Here is a 14870-nt window from a genome sequence, read left to right on the forward strand (position 1 = left end):
AAATTACATTTCCTACAACTTCTGCCCCTTTAAAGCCTCTCCTACCGCGATATCCATTATCCTTTCTGCAAAGGGGCGGGTTATTTCATTAAGTTCTTCTGTTTTGGTGCGGATAAGGTTTTTATCATCCATTGTAAGGGCCAGTTGCAGCGCCTGCATAGCCGTGGCGGTAGCCGATAGCTCATCCCTGTTAAGCAGGCTGTTGTTCCTGTCAATGAATTTCTCAACGGTCTCCAGCAAATGGCCAGCTTCGTTCCGTGCTTCTACCAGCGCCCTTGTCTGCATGTCTGTGCCGGCGTGTTGAATACTGTCCTGCAACATTTGCTCCACTTCGTCATCAGTAAGGCCATACTGCGGTTTTACCTTAATGCTTTGTTCAACACCGCTGCGCAGTTCTTTCGCTGTTACCATCAAAATGCCATCTGCATTTATTAAAAAGCCCACATCTACTTTGGGAAGCCCGGCGGGCATGGCCGGGATACCGGTTAAGTTAAACTCGGCCAGCTTGCGGTTATCGTTTACCAGGTCTCTTTCTCCCTGGTAAACAGAAATGCGCATGCCGCTCTGCCCATCTTTCTGTGTGGTGTACTGGCGGCCCGCCTTTATGGGAATTTTTGAGTTGCGGGGTATCAGCACATCCATCAAACCACCAGAGGTTTCTATACCAAGGCTTAAAGGGGTTATATCAAGCAGCAAAAAGTCTTTATTGTTACCGGCAAGAATATCCGCCTGCACTGCCGCACCCAAAGCCACAACTTCATCAGGGTTAACGGAATCGTTGACCGGCTGCTCAAAAAATTTTGACACAGCTTCTTTAACTGCAGGCACCCTGGTACTGCCACCAACCATAACAACAGTTTCAATTTCGCCTGCCGCTAATGCCGCATCTTTTAAAGCGGCGGCGCAACATTTTATTGTCTTGTCAATAAGGGGCTTTACCAATCCATCAAACTCTTTCCTTGAGATGTGCAGTTCCATTCCGCGGAGTGTAGCCGCAAACCCGTCAGCCATGCCCAAGTGCTTTTTTGCTTCTTCGGCCTTCAGCCTTAGCAATTGTGCCAACTCTTTATTGTGCCGCAGTTGTTCGTTATCAATACCATGTTTTTCTACCCAGTATTCAGCTATGGCCCTGTCAAAATCATCTCCGCCTAAGTAAGTATCCCCGTTTGTGCTTAGCACTTCAAAAATACCACCGGCTATTTTAAGTATGGATATATCAAATGTTCCTCCACCCAAATCATACACGGCTATTGTTTTCTCCTCATCGCTGTTTAAGCCCAGGCCATAGGCAAGGCTTGCCGCCGTGGGCTCGTTAATTATGCGTAATACATCCAGCCCGGCAAGCTTCCCTGCATCCCGCGTGGCCTGGCGTTGGGCATCGTTGAAGTAGGCCGGCACTGTAATGACAGCTTTGGCAACAGGGGTTTTTAGTATGTGCTCCGCCCTTGTTTTAAGCTCTTTCAAAATGAAAGAAGACAATTCTACCGGGGAATAAAATTTATCGCCAACCTGAATTTTTACCAGGCTTTCCTTATCATCATCAATCACTTTATAAGCAAAGAAGTCTTCGTGGGATTTAATATCATTGTAGCTTTTACCCATCAGTCTTTTGGCACTGAAGATGGTATTACGCGGGTCTGTTTCAAGATAAAGCCTGGCTTCCTCTCCCACTACAACATTTCCGTTTTGGCCAAAGTGTATTACACTTGGCACCAGACTACTGCTGTTATGTTCTTTTAACGCAACAGGCTTTTTACTTTCAGGGTGAATGATGGCTACCAAGCTGTTGGTAGTGCCAAGATCAATACCTACAATCATCTCTTTTTGTTGCAGGCTTCCTGTTGCTATATTAATTGAAATTTTTGCCATGGATAAAGGTCATGAAGTCATTTAGACATTGAGTGATACAGCTAACATGGTAACATAAAGGGCAAAAGTAACGCAATGCGGCTGCACTACAGGAAGGCCGTGAATAATTTTGCTGCTGCACTTTGCGCCAGGGATAGAAGCGGAAAGCCCGCAACCGCCGCAGCCTTAGCGAAGGCGGTGAGGACTTGCAGCGGATAGCCCGGTGCCTTCGGCAGGCGCCCTTACAATTCACTAAAAAAATAAAGCCCATCCTTGCGGACAGGCTTTGCAGAGACACCATTTTTTAAACCAGGACCTATTTTATAAGGCAGCTCTCCGTGATACAGTTTTCAATCTTGAACCCTGTATTTTCCAGAGGTCTGCTGCGCTAAATATTTTTGATGTTTTGGTTACATCAACATCTGATGCTACTGTTTCTTTTACTTCAGATAAAAGTTTGCTCAGCTCGCCTGGTTCCATGTTAATAACGGAACGTGTAACATTGCTTTCCATGTTCATTACTCTTTAATTGTTACTTAATCTCCGGGCTCTGGCAGGCAAAAAGCATGGTACGCTTAAGATTCGTTGTAGGGCTTACTTTGGGTGACGTCGGGCTCAAAGAAGTCTCATAATCCGGAATTGCGCTGCAAATGTACAACCTTTAGGTTTTGTAGCCAAGCTTTTGAGTAAATGGTTTGTTAAGGTTATGGATGAAACGCTGTAAAATGACATGGAAATATCACTTCAATCAATTGATTATCAAACAAATAAACCACCTATATAAATTCCATATATTTTTTTACATCTATTACCAATGGCAAATAATTATTGTAACCGGCAAATTAAATTGCTTAAATAAACGGCGCCTATATCTTTGCCCACAAACAATACTTTATGAAAAAACTTCTGGCAATTTCCCTTCTTTTTATGCTTAGCGGGTGCGATACAGTGCAACAGGTTTTAAACAGTACTACCAGCGGCGGACTTACTTCTGCAGAAATAGCTTCCGGTTTAAAAGAGGCATTAACTATTGGAACACAAAATTCTTCCAGCAAGCTATCGGCCGTTGATGGTTTCTTCGCTAATGCGGCTATTAAAATACTCATGCCACCCGAAGCGCAAAAAGTGGAAAGCACATTAAGAAACGTTGGGCTTGGCGGCGTTGTTGACAAAGCTGTTTTATCCATGAACCGTGCCGCAGAAGATGCCGCTAAATCTGCCGCTCCCATTTTTATTAACGCCATTAAACAAATGACGATTACTGACGCGATAGGTATTTTAAAAGGTGGTAACAATGCCGCTACCAATTACTTTAAAGATAAAACAACGGCGGCGCTTACAGAAGCTTTCCGCCCCACTATAAACAGCGCATTAAGCAAGGTTAACGCCACCAAATACTGGAGCGATGTATTTACCACATACAACAAGTTTTCCAACAAACCGGTAAATACTGATTTAAGCGCCTATGTAACCGGTAAAGCCATAGATGGCATTTTCTTCCAGGTAGCACAGGAAGAACAGAAAATACGTAAAGACCCTGCCGCACGTGTTACAGATTTGTTGAAGAAAGTGTTTGGCAGCAGCGCAGCACAGGGCAGTTGAGTTGGACAATAATCCATCATAATAATTTCCCGGTCAGCTTTGCTGCACCGGGATTTTTTTTATCAGGGGCTTTCAACTTTTGTTCGCTACCATAGCTTTTGTACCGGCTGTTCATTACAACTCCGCCTCAAAACCTTACGCACAGTGCCTTCAGCGGGGTTTTCATTTCCATCCGGCAGCCCGGCAACAGGGGTATTTCTATTGAGCTTTGCCCGCAGAATAGGTAATCAGCGGGCGTTTACTTTATCAACTGCAACGCAGCGCCGCCACCGGCTGCAAGATTAAGGGTAAGCTGTGTTGCGCTATTAACCTGCCGGGTTTGCCGTGTTATATTGTTTGGATGCACGTCAGCATCGGCGGCATCTGTAAAAATATGGGCAGTATAATTACCCGGCTGCAAAAAATCCAGCTTTATAGTTATCTGCCTTGCTGAATGGTTGGTAATTGCCCCTATGTACCAGTTATCATTCCTACGCCTTGCTACACAAATGTATTCGCCCACTTTAGCATCCAGCACTTTTGTTTCATCCCAGGTGCCGGGTAATGTTTTAAGCCATTCAAACCCAGGCTGGCCTTCATAAGCTTGCGGATAGTCGCAAACCATGGGTATATAGTTTTCCAATACCACGTACATGCCCAGCATGTGGCAGCGTGTACCCAACATTAACGGACGTATATGCTGTATTTTGTATTGCCGCGCCGGCACAGCTCTGAAACCACCCAGGTGGTAATCAGTTGAGCCTGCCAGCATTCTTGTAAAAGGCATGATAATATCGTGGTCTGGTGTAAGCCCCGGCGCCCATTTATTATTCTCGTAGTTTAATGTACCCTCACGGGTAAATTCGTTAGGGTATGTTCTATGCATACCTGTAGGCTTATAAGCACCATGAAATTGAACATGCAGGTGATGCTTTGCCGCCTTTTGCAACATTTCCTCCTGTATGTTTACCATTTGCTGGTCATCCCTGTCCATAAAGTCAATCATCATTCCTTTTAAGCCCCATCTTTCAAATACAGCGAAAGCGGTATCCAGCTTAGCATACAATGCCGCCCAATGTACCCACACCCGCACACCTACACCCTGTTGTTTTGCATAATCGCATATTTGCTTCATGTCAAGGCCCGGTACGGGTGTAGTAACGTCTGCATGTGGCCCTGGCTGAAAGTTAATACCATCATCCTTATACCACTGGTGCAAGCCGTACTCCACCACGGAATGGTACTGGATATTGTTACGGGCGCAAAAGTCAATGTAGTATTTATTGGTTTCAAAGTTGTTGCCCGGCGCAAAGGAAGTATCGGGCAAAATGTTGCCATTCCACCAGGGGAAGGTAGTGGTACCTGGTTTTATCCACGACAAGTCTTTTATTTTATTCGGCTCATTAAGATTGGTAAGTATGTTAGATTCAATTAATGCACCAACCCTGTCACTTATCATTAGTACCCGCCATGGGCTTTGATGGGGCAAACGGGCTTTTACTTTTACGCCGTTTTCACCTGGGTAGGGAGATAAATTTGCCTTCAGCGCATCCCCGTGTTTTACCAGGTACATACCAGCATAGTTAGAAAGGGCAGCCTCGGTAACAGCTATGTACGCCAGCCCTTCATAATCCAGCAAGGCAGGCATATCTATTAATGTATCCTGAGCTATATTCTCCCATAACGTACTGGTATAGGGTCCTTCATGCGAAGTGGTATACGAAGGCAGATACAATGCATGCATAACAGGGTTACCGGCAATACGGAAAGCCGTATGCTCTTCTGTTAGTTGGTAGTCTGTACGTCCGTTCTGTTCTGGCAATTCGTACCGGAAAGCAAGGCCATCATTAAACACACGTACCGCGATATTCATTGCCCACCCGCCGGAACCGGCGGAAAGCGGCAACTGCATCCGGTTAGATGAACTATGTATTTTGCCTGCCTTGCCGGTAATTAATTCATAGTCTTCTTCAACTTTATCATACACAGGTTTACCGGCATTTAAAGGCCCTGTCATTTCGCCGTTTTTAAATGAAAGCCCAAGCGGGGAAAAGTCAACCAATACCTTACCCTTGAATAATACACGGTATAAGGGCGCCTTGTCTTTCATTGTTAACTCAAAAACGATAGCGCCATCCGGCGACGCAATTTTAAATTTTTTTTGTGCGCTGGCAAATAGAGGGAGAACAACACAGGCAATTAAGATGGCATGCAATATTTTCATGTAAGGAGCTTATATGCGAAAGATACTTAAATACAACTTTAGCTTGCTGCAACTGTTTAACTGGTGTTATAATAAATCAATTAATTCTTGCGGGCAGAACAATTGCATACTGCCTGTTTGCAAAGCGGCAGCGGGTGAGGGATTGAAGCGGTTACCCCGGTGAGGCCATCGCAGCCAGGCTTTTGTGCCGGAGTAATAGCGGAAAGCCCGACCCCTTGCGATAGCTTGGGGGCACCCCCATAAAAAAATCTGATTCCAGGATGCCGGTTTATTCAATACCCAGCTCTTTCTGTATCTGCTCCAGTGACCGGCCTTTGGTTTCGGGCATTACACGCCAGATGAAAATGAGTGAAACAAACATCATTACCGCATAAAAAACAAAGGAATAATAGCCACCCATGGGGTTGCCTTCCACAATTACCGGAAAGGTCCAGGAGATGATGGCGGCCATTATCCAGTGTGTAAAACTGCCCAGCGAACCGCCTTGCGAACGCACTGAATTGGGGAAAATTTCTGAAATAAAAACCCATATAACCGCCCCCTGGGAAAAGGCAAAAAAAGCAATATAGCCAATAAGGTAAATAAGCACATTACTGTTGGCTTCTCCAGGCTGCCCGAAAGCTAAAGCCGTTAAAGCCAGGAACAAAATGGTACCCAGCGCACCAATAATAAGCAGGGTTTTTCTGCCAAATTTGTCAATAACCGTCATAGCAATAAGGGTAAACAGCAGGTTGGCAGCACCTATGTACACCGGCTGCAGGTATGCCTGGTCTTTACTAAAGCCGGCCATTTCAAAAATACGCGGCGCATAATATAAAATGGCATTAATACCCGATAGCTGGTTAAACATGGCCAGCAGCACGGCGTAAATAATGGGCTTGCTGTACCTTTTTTGAAAAAGGTTTTCCTTATGCTGTTTTACAGATTCTCGTATAGACTGTATGGCTGATGCAACATTTTCTTCCTGCAGTTTTTGCATTACGGGTATAGCTTCTGCATCCCGGTTGTTTAATACCAGCCAGCGGGGGCTTTCAGGAATGGTTCTTAGCAAAACCCAGAATAATACAGACGGAACAATCATTACGCCCAGCATCCACCGCCAGGAATCTTCTCCAATTCCTGCAAACAAAAAGTTGGTGAGGTACGCTATAAAAATGCCGCCTACTATGTTTAACTGAAAAGATCCTGCCAGGCGGCCACGCAGTTTTGCCGGCGATATTTCAGATATATACATCGGGCCTACAACAGAAGACGCACCCACCGCTATCCCACCTAAAAAACGAAAAAGTACAAACAATATCCATGCAGAAATAGACGCACATCCTATGGCCGCAACTATGTATAACAGCGCTATTGCCTGCAGCACTTTTTTGCGCCCGTACTTTTTTGCCGGAACGCCTGCGATTAACGAGCCTAACACAGTGCCTATAAGGCTTGACGCAACAGTAAACCCTTGCCAAAACGGGCTAAGGTTCCATAAGCCCTGGATAGTTTTTTCGGCCCCGGATATTACGGCCGTTTCAAATCCAAACAAAAAGCCGCCAAGGGCTGCAATCATGGCAATGCGAACCGGGTAAGACATGCTGGTGGTTTTAGTAGTAGGTAATTTTGTTGGTGCCTCAAGTTAACGCCATAATGCATACAAAAGCAGCATAAAGCCGCTTATTAATTTGTGGATTTTGCATTGTCCATTGCCTGGGCGGCAATGGGTGAAAAAATTTTATGGGCCCGGCAGCAGTAACAGGCATTAGGCTTCGTTGCGTCGCACTCTTCAAGGTCTTGTCCTCTATTCACCAGGCATAGCATGCCCAGCCGGCTCATGAAATTCAAGGTTAAATCTGGCATAAAAAAAAGGCCTCATTTCTGAAGCCTTTTTAACCCATCTTAATATTTTTTTAAAGATGCGCCTGTATCTTTTTTTCAAGTATTGATTTTGGAACAGCGCCTATTTGCTTGTCTACCACCTTACCTTCTTTAATAAAAAGAATGGCGGGAATGGAAGTAATGCCGTAGTTAACGCTAAGATTAGGGTTATGGTCAACATTAACCTTACCCACATTTATTTTTCCATTGTATTCTTTTGCCAGGTCTTCAATAACCGGCCCGATAGCACGGCAGGGCCCACACCATTCTGCCCAAAAATCCACTACGGTTAATTTATCGCTGTCCAGAACGGTGGTTTGAAAGTTAGCATCCGTAAATTCTAAGGCCATAATATTTTGTTTTTATTTGAATAATTTAAATATAAGGAACAAAAATAAGCCCAAAAGACAATAGGTGTTTATTTGACTTATCCACCCGTTGTTATTATGACGTTGGTGCAGTTTGCTGACAGAGGTGCAGTGAGTAAACGCCTGAAAGTTAATACTGTTAACAGTTTGAGGATGCTTTATGAAAGTATAGCGTGCCTTGCTATAAGCTCAAGTTTTTGGTTAACATCTATTAGTTTTTCGGTTAGATGAACATTTTCTTTTCTTAATTGGTAAACTTCGAATGCTTTGGTAATAAAATTCTTAACTTCGTCCTCGTTCCAGGGTTTTGTGAGGTATTTATATACCTGTCCCCTGTTAATAGCATCTATCACCGCACTAATATCAGTATAACCTGTAATAAGAATTCTGATAGGATCGGGAAATTTTGTCAAAATCGATTCAAAAAATTCAATACCCGTCATTTTAGGCATTCTTTGATCGCTTAATATTACGTGAATATCATTTTGTTCAAGTATATGACCGGCCTGCTCTGCCGATTCTGCTGTAAATACGCTGAATACTCTTCGGAAAGACGCTTTGAACGCAGTTAGGTTATGTGCTTCGTCATCAATATAGAGAACCTTAATTACCGGGATTTCCATTTCAGGATGTTTGGCTTTTTTATAAAATTAAACAATAATGGAAACAATCGGTATGCCTCAGCATATTTTAATTGAGGTTAAGCAAAGATTCATTCCTATGTAGCCTTCTTTTTCCTTGAAATCCCGATTTTATTGGCAGAAAAAATTAGATTTGTTAGCCCCCATGACCACCGAAATAAGAATCAGAGCTTTCAGGACAACTGATGATTACGAAACATGCCTTAAATTTATTGAAGGCCACCGTAAAGTATTGGCTATTTATGGAATAGAAAATATTTCTACCAATACGTACGATTGGATTTATAACCCCGCTATTTTTGTTGTAGTTGTTGAATCTATGGACAGGCAGAAGCTGTATGGCGGAGCCAGGGTACAATGCGCCGATGGCCTTACACCTTTACCTATTGAAGTTGCCACGGGAGACATGGATCCTAAGATATACGATGTGGTTAGAGAAGCATCGCTATACGGAACCGGCGAATTATCTGGGCTCTGGAATTCTAAGGAAGTTGCCGGGTTTGGAATAGGCAGCCTCTTTCCTTCAAGGGTTTCTGTGGTAATTGCCGAACAGCTTGGGCTTACCACCATGTTTTCGCTTTGCAGCCCCACAACAGTAAGGTTTAACCAGTGGATGGGCAGCAATGTTTTGACGTCTGTTGGCAACCAGGGAACTTTTTATTATCCCAAACTGGATCTTATTGCAACAGCCTGTTTTCTTGAAGATGTAACAACCTTAAAAGATGCGCACCCCCGGGAACGAGAAAAAATGCTTTATCTAAGAGCTAATCCTACCTGTGTGATAAAAGAAAAATCACCATTTAAAAACGCCTATGTGGATGTGCATTACGATATTCAGATACGTTCTGCCAGAAAAGAAGAATTTAAGCTTGGCGTTAAAAACACCACACATATAGTTTAAAGTGAAAAGACTTTTTCTAGGGGTAATATTTGTCGGCTTGTCCCAAATAATCCCTCTGCTGTTTGCGCCTGCTTTAATTGTAAGGTACAATAATCTTGTTGTTATAGCTGCCAATATCCTTATATGGCTTACTCAGCCACCGGTATTGCCGGGTGAAACCAAGGCCAACCAAGAAAGAGACAAATATTCTGTTCTCCTTATACTCGGTATTTCACTTCTCTGCGTCTCTTCATCCATTATTGAGTGGGCATACTTTAATAATGGCAACCCGGCTTTTAATGGGTGGTCCGTTCTTGGGTTAGCTTTGTTGTTTGGCGGTATTGCATTCAGGGCTGCGGCAGTGCAAACACTTGGCAGGCATTTTACAGCAACTGTACAAATTAAAGAGGATCACCAGCTTATAACACGCGGCCCCTATGCCATTGTAAGGCATCCCAGCTACCTGGGTGCATGGCTGGCATTAACAGGTTGTGGTGTTTTTCTACATAGTGTACTGGGAACGTTATTGGCAGTTTTTGGCATGCTGTACGCATATTATATAAGAATCTCTGTAGAAGAAACAGCTTTGATTGATACATTTGGTGAAAAATATAAAGCTTACCAAAAAACAAAAGCACGGCTCATTCCATACATTTGGTAGCAGATGAACGTTATTTATGATTACAAATTTCAATAAGGTATCCCATGCTGTAGCTTTATTTGTTTGTACTTTTTTCTTTACAATATCTGTCAATGCTCAAAAAAATATTGAGGTTGGCAACGATTTATCCAAACTGTACATTACAGACCAGATTGAAATTTTCGTGGCCGACTCTACTGGGTATAATGAAACCAACATTGCCAGCCAAGCGTTTGCCGTGCCGAAAAAATACCCGGTATTTTTTTCAAAACTTAACGATGTATGGACCAGGTTCAGCATCAGTAAGTTAACAGAAAAAGAAACTTTCCTCCAAATTCAAAATCCAAACATTGGCGAATTGTGGCTTTACAGGGTTGACAGTTCAGGCAAACTTGAACAACAACGCCACACAGGCAACAGTTTAAATTTTGAATCGCGGAAAAATGAAGATGTGGATTTTATATTACCCCTAACCGGCCCACTTAACAAAGAGCTTACTTTTTACCTGCACTTCAAAACCAAACATCCGCTTGAACTGCCTATTTCCATCATCAGTGCCGATGTTAAGAATAATGCTTTTCTAACACAATCTCTCATCATAGGTGTTTACAGCGGTTTAATAGTATCCATCCTTTTGTACAATATCTTCCTGTTCATTTCCACTAAAGACAGGAGCTATTTCATGTATGTTATTTACCTGTTTTTTTTGGGCCTGGCACAGCTTTCCTTATCTGGTTGGGCATTCAAATATTTTTGGAGCGGCACCCCCTGGCTTAGCCAATATGCCGTTGTTTTTTCGTCCTGCCTGGCAGGGATATTTGGAATTGCTTTTGCCCAGGATTTTCTACATACAAGGCATTACACGTATTTTATCCATAAATTCCTTTATGCCCTGATGGGCGTTTACGTTATCGGGATTTTCTTAGCCTTCACAGGCAACCTCAACATTTCATACCATATTCTTAATTATAACAGCATACTTGGCGGTGTTACGCTCCTTGTTGTTTCTTACTTCATTAACAAGAAAGGGTTCAGGCATGCCTCGTTTTATTTTATAGCATGGTTTGCTTTTTTGGCCGGGCTTATCATTTTCGCCTTGCGGAATATGGGATTTATACCCACCAACGACTTAACAAGGTCAGTTCTTTACATAGGTTCGGCAATTGAAGCCGTATTGCTTTCCATAGCGCTTGCAGATAAAATAAACACCCTTCAGAAAGAAAAAGAAATATCCCAGGCCGAAGCCTTACGGGTCTCACAGGAAAACGAAACCCTTGTGCGTGAGCAAAACGTAATGCTGGAAAAAAAAGTTGCAGAAAGAACCGAGGAACTGCAGCAATCCAACAAACAGCTTAACACGGCACTGGTAAACCTTAAAGACGCCCAGACACAATTGGTAGAAGCGGAAAAAATGGCCTCGCTTGGTCAATTAACCGCTGGCATAGCCCACGAAATAAACAACCCCATCAACTTCGTGAAATCGAATATCAAACCTTTACAGTTAGACATCAGGGATTTATCGGAACTCTTGGATGAATACAATAAATTGCATACCATTGATGAGAAAACCATAAAAAAACACCTGGTGAGTGTTGCTGATTTTCAAAAACAAATAGACCTTCCGTTTGTTAAAACCGAAATTGACAGCCTGATTAAAGGCATAGAAGAAGGTGCTGAAAGAACAGCGGAAATAGTAAGAGGTCTCCGTACGTTTAGCCGGCTGGATGAAGGCGAATTGAAAACAGTTAATATTCATGAAGGTATAGATTCAACACTGGTGCTGCTTAAAAACAGCCTGCCATACAACGTAAAAATCACAAAAGATTTTAAGGCCAAGGGCGATATTGACTGCCTGCCTGGTAAATTAAACCAGGTATTCATGAATATACTTAATAACGGCATACAGGCTATCCAGGCAAAAGAGGTAATGAGCGACAATGAAAGTATTGGCATTTCTACCAGGGACGAAGGGGACCGCATCATCATCTCCATTAAAGATTCAGGCATTGGCATGAATGAAGAGGTAAAACAAAAAATATTTGAACCATTCTTTACCACCAAGGCTGTTGGCGAGGGAACTGGTTTAGGTATGGCAATAGTTTTTAAAATAATAGAAAAACACCAGGGCAAAATTGATATTATTTCAAGCCCCGGAAACGGTTCAGAATTTACATTATCTTTACCCCATACCTTATCGGAAACAAGCTAAAATCCAACATGAATAATCATTCCGACAAAAAAATAAAGGTTTTGTATGTTGACGATGAGGGCAACAACCTGCTGGCATTCCAGGCAAGTTTCAGAAGAATTTTTGAAGTTCATGTAGCTAACTCATCGGCAGAAGGCATGAAAGTGCTGAATAACCACGATGTACATGTGGTTATTTGCGACCAGCGTATGCCCCAATCTACCGGCGTTGAATTTTTTCAGATTGTACGAAAAGCTTTTCCAGACCCCATCAGGATGCTGCTGACCGGTTATACAGACGCCGAAGCTATTGTAGACGCCATTAACAAAGGTGAGATTTACCGCTACATAAAAAAACCATGGGACGACGTTGAGCTTAAAAACGCTATTCAAAACGCCTACGAAATTTATATTACCCGCCACCAGCTTAAAAACAAAATATCAGAGCTTGAAAAAACCAATGACGAGCTTAACCGTTTTGTTTACAGTACTTCTCATGACCTCCGTTCGCCACTTGCTTCCATTATGGGTATCCTTAACCTTGCCAAAATGGAAGACTCGGTTGACGACCCCAACGGCTACCTCGGCATGATTGAAACCTGCGTTCACCGCATGGACGGTTTTATACAGAAAATTATTGAATACTACAAAAGCATAAGGGTTGACGACGAATATGAAGACGTGGATTTTAATAAAATGCTGAGCGAGATTATTGAAATATGCAGCATGCAAAACCAGGATATCGCTTTTAAGCTAACGGTTGACCAACGGGTACCCTTTATGGCAGATGCGTTCAGATTGTCTGTTATCCTCAACAACCTTATATCCAATGCCGTTAAATACCAAAAACCCACCGCCGTAGAACCCTGGGTTAAAATTGATGTGCAGGTAGATGAAATGAAAGCTGTTATTCAAATTGAAGATAACGGCATTGGCATAGTTGAACAGCACCTGAACAATGTATTTAAAATGTTTTTCCGCAGCAGCAATAATGTAACCGGCCTTGGTATTGGCCTTTACATAGTTAAGGAAGCCCTTGCACGTATTGGTGGAAAAATTTCTGTTCACTCAGTTTATGGCGAAGGCACCATGTTCGAGTTGCGCATCCCCAATCATCCGTATGTAAAGCTGGAAGAGTAGGTTTTCAGCAATAAGCCAACAATTCATCTCCTGTTGATTTTCTGGGCATTGGCACTGGAATTTTATGATACCAGCAACGGTATTTCAATTAAACCTCGTTGCGTCGCAAGCACTTCATCGTCCGGTTTTTCATGGCTACTTTTTAGACCATTATTTCAGTAACTGCCGCCGGGCGGCAGCTAAATGCTATCCGGGGCTGAAAAGCCGCCCAAAGAACAAACCGATGAATCCCGAAATTTCGGGACGATGCAACGATGCCTCTACAATGTACCGGACGTATGGCACCAAAAAAACAACTTTGTTCTGCTGAAACTTTATACCGCCATTTCAGCCGGGCGAGATGCAGCCACATGCGAGTTTAATATGGCTATATGGCGTATGGCAATGGCGGCAAAATCTTCAAAGGCCTTCCTGCTAACAGGCTCATCGCCCATCATGGCAGGTATGCCTTTATCGCCACCTTCGCGGATGCTCTGCACAATGGGTATCTGCCCCAAAAAGGTTAGGTCATATTCATCCGCAAGGCGCTTGCCGCCTTCTTTGCCAAAAATGTAGTATTTGTTACCCGGCAACTCGGCAGGTGTAAAGTAGCTCATGTTTTCAACCAACCCTATCACTGGCACCTTAAGCTGTGCCTGGGCAAACATGGCTATGCCTTTTTTTGCATCGGCCAGGGCTACATCCTGGGGCGTGGTAACAATTATAACACCGGTAACAGGTACCGTCTGCATCATGGTAAGGTGTATATCGCCGGTACCGGGCGGCATATCTACCACCAGGTAATCAAGGTTACCCCATTCAACATCAGTAACAAACTGTCTTATGGCGCTGCTAACCATTGGGCCGCGCCATACCACTGCGTTCTTTTCATCCACCAGCAGGCCAATACTCATCAGCTTAATGCCAAACCGTTCCAGCGGTACAATTTTGCCTTTGCCGTCCACCTCTTTCATAAAAGGCCTCTCCCCTCTTACGCCAAACATAATAGGTACACTGGGGCCGTATATATCCGCATCCATTAACCCAACGCTTGCGCCGCCCTGTGCCAGCGCCAATGCAAGGTTGGCGGCCACAGTGCTTTTGCCAACGCCCCCCTTGCCGCTAACCACAGCTATAATATTCTTAACGCCGGGCAATACCTGGCCGGCATCTTTACGGTTTGTATTGGTATTGGAAGTAAAGTTTACCTTAACCACAGCCTGCTTGCTTACCAGCAGCTTTACAGCATTAACACATGCCGTTTGTATCATATCTTTTAAAGGGCATGCAGGTGTTGTAAGTACAACAGTAAACGATACATTATCGCCATCAATAACAATATCTTTTACCATGTTAAGCGTAACAATATCCTTTCCTAAATCAGGCTCCTGTACATTGCTTAATGCGCTTAAAATATCGGCTTCTGTCATCACACATTTTTTTGTTAAAAAAGAATCTTCCCCGGCAAAGTTAACTGCTCAGTGGGTTATTTTGTTGAATACATAAACAACTAATTACG

Annotated in this window: 12 protein-coding genes; 5 read left to right on the forward strand and 7 right to left on the reverse strand. The window is 43.3% G+C overall.

The genetic code is table 11. From position 1 onward, the window contains the following. Positions 1 to 12: 12 nt before the first annotated feature. Positions 13 to 1869, reverse strand: a complete 1857-nt coding sequence (hscA, locus tag F0364_RS05475) for a Fe-S protein assembly chaperone HscA (RefSeq protein WP_153796758.1) — start codon at positions 1867 to 1869, stop codon at positions 13 to 15. 300 nt (positions 1870 to 2169) lie between these two features. Beyond that, positions 2170 to 2367, reverse strand: coding sequence for a hypothetical protein (locus F0364_RS05480; RefSeq protein WP_153796759.1), 198 nt, complete (start codon positions 2365 to 2367; stop codon positions 2170 to 2172). A 375-nt stretch (positions 2368 to 2742) separates the two neighbouring features. On the opposite strand from F0364_RS05480, the gene F0364_RS05485 reads away from it, so the two are divergent. Next, positions 2743 to 3450 carry a DUF4197 domain-containing protein gene (locus F0364_RS05485; protein WP_153796760.1) on the forward strand — a complete coding sequence of 236 codons (708 nt, stop codon included), beginning with the start codon at positions 2743 to 2745 and terminating at the stop codon, positions 3448 to 3450. Between the two features lie 238 nt (positions 3451 to 3688). Here F0364_RS05485 and F0364_RS05490 read toward each other — a convergent pair whose 3' ends face one another. From F0364_RS05490 to F0364_RS05505, 4 genes are all read right to left on the reverse strand, one after another. Continuing rightward, the gene (locus tag F0364_RS05490) at positions 3689 to 5653 is read right to left on the reverse strand and encodes a glycoside hydrolase family 97 protein (RefSeq protein WP_153796761.1); all 1965 of its coding nucleotides are present in this window, start codon (positions 5651 to 5653) and stop codon (positions 3689 to 3691) included. Positions 5654 to 5921: 268 nt separating this feature from the next. Beyond that, entirely contained in the window at positions 5922 to 7235 is a 1314-nt protein-coding gene (locus F0364_RS05495) for a sugar porter family MFS transporter (RefSeq protein WP_153796762.1), read from the reverse strand. A gap of 313 nt (positions 7236 to 7548) precedes the next feature. Beyond that, positions 7549 to 7866, reverse strand: coding sequence for a thioredoxin (gene trxA, locus F0364_RS05500; RefSeq protein WP_153796763.1), 318 nt, complete (start codon positions 7864 to 7866; stop codon positions 7549 to 7551). Between the two features lie 176 nt (positions 7867 to 8042). After that, positions 8043 to 8507: a response regulator gene (locus F0364_RS05505; RefSeq protein WP_153796764.1), complete on the reverse strand. Its 465-nt coding sequence runs from the start codon at positions 8505 to 8507 to the stop codon at positions 8043 to 8045. 151 nt (positions 8508 to 8658) lie between these two features. Here F0364_RS05505 and F0364_RS05510 point away from each other — a divergent pair, with 151 nt between their 5' ends. Genes F0364_RS05510 through F0364_RS05525 form a run of 4 tightly spaced genes read left to right on the forward strand, consistent with a single transcriptional unit; the run spans position 8659 to position 13372 of the window. Further along, positions 8659 to 9426 carry a hypothetical protein gene (locus F0364_RS05510; protein WP_153796765.1) on the forward strand — a complete coding sequence of 256 codons (768 nt, stop codon included), beginning with the start codon at positions 8659 to 8661 and terminating at the stop codon, positions 9424 to 9426. Between the two features lie 37 nt (positions 9427 to 9463). Further along, positions 9464 to 10066 (forward strand): methyltransferase family protein, encoded by a 603-nt coding sequence (locus tag F0364_RS05515; protein WP_207632531.1) that lies wholly within the window; start codon positions 9464 to 9466, stop codon positions 10064 to 10066. 16 nt (positions 10067 to 10082) lie between these two features. After that, positions 10083 to 12254 (forward strand): sensor histidine kinase, encoded by a 2172-nt coding sequence (locus F0364_RS05520; RefSeq protein WP_153796767.1) that lies wholly within the window; start codon positions 10083 to 10085, stop codon positions 12252 to 12254. A gap of 8 nt (positions 12255 to 12262) precedes the next feature. After that, positions 12263 to 13372, forward strand: a complete 1110-nt coding sequence (locus F0364_RS05525) for a sensor histidine kinase (RefSeq protein WP_153796768.1) — start codon at positions 12263 to 12265, stop codon at positions 13370 to 13372. A 314-nt stretch (positions 13373 to 13686) separates the two neighbouring features. On the opposite strand, the gene F0364_RS05530 is transcribed toward F0364_RS05525, so the two are convergent. Continuing rightward, positions 13687 to 14781, reverse strand: a complete 1095-nt coding sequence (locus F0364_RS05530; RefSeq protein ID WP_153796769.1) for an Mrp/NBP35 family ATP-binding protein — start codon at positions 14779 to 14781, stop codon at positions 13687 to 13689. Positions 14782 to 14870 lie beyond the last annotated feature (89 nt).

It is taken from the genome of Foetidibacter luteolus, from assembly GCF_009650435.1.
Lineage (GTDB): Bacteria > Bacteroidota > Bacteroidia > Chitinophagales > Chitinophagaceae > Foetidibacter > Foetidibacter luteolus.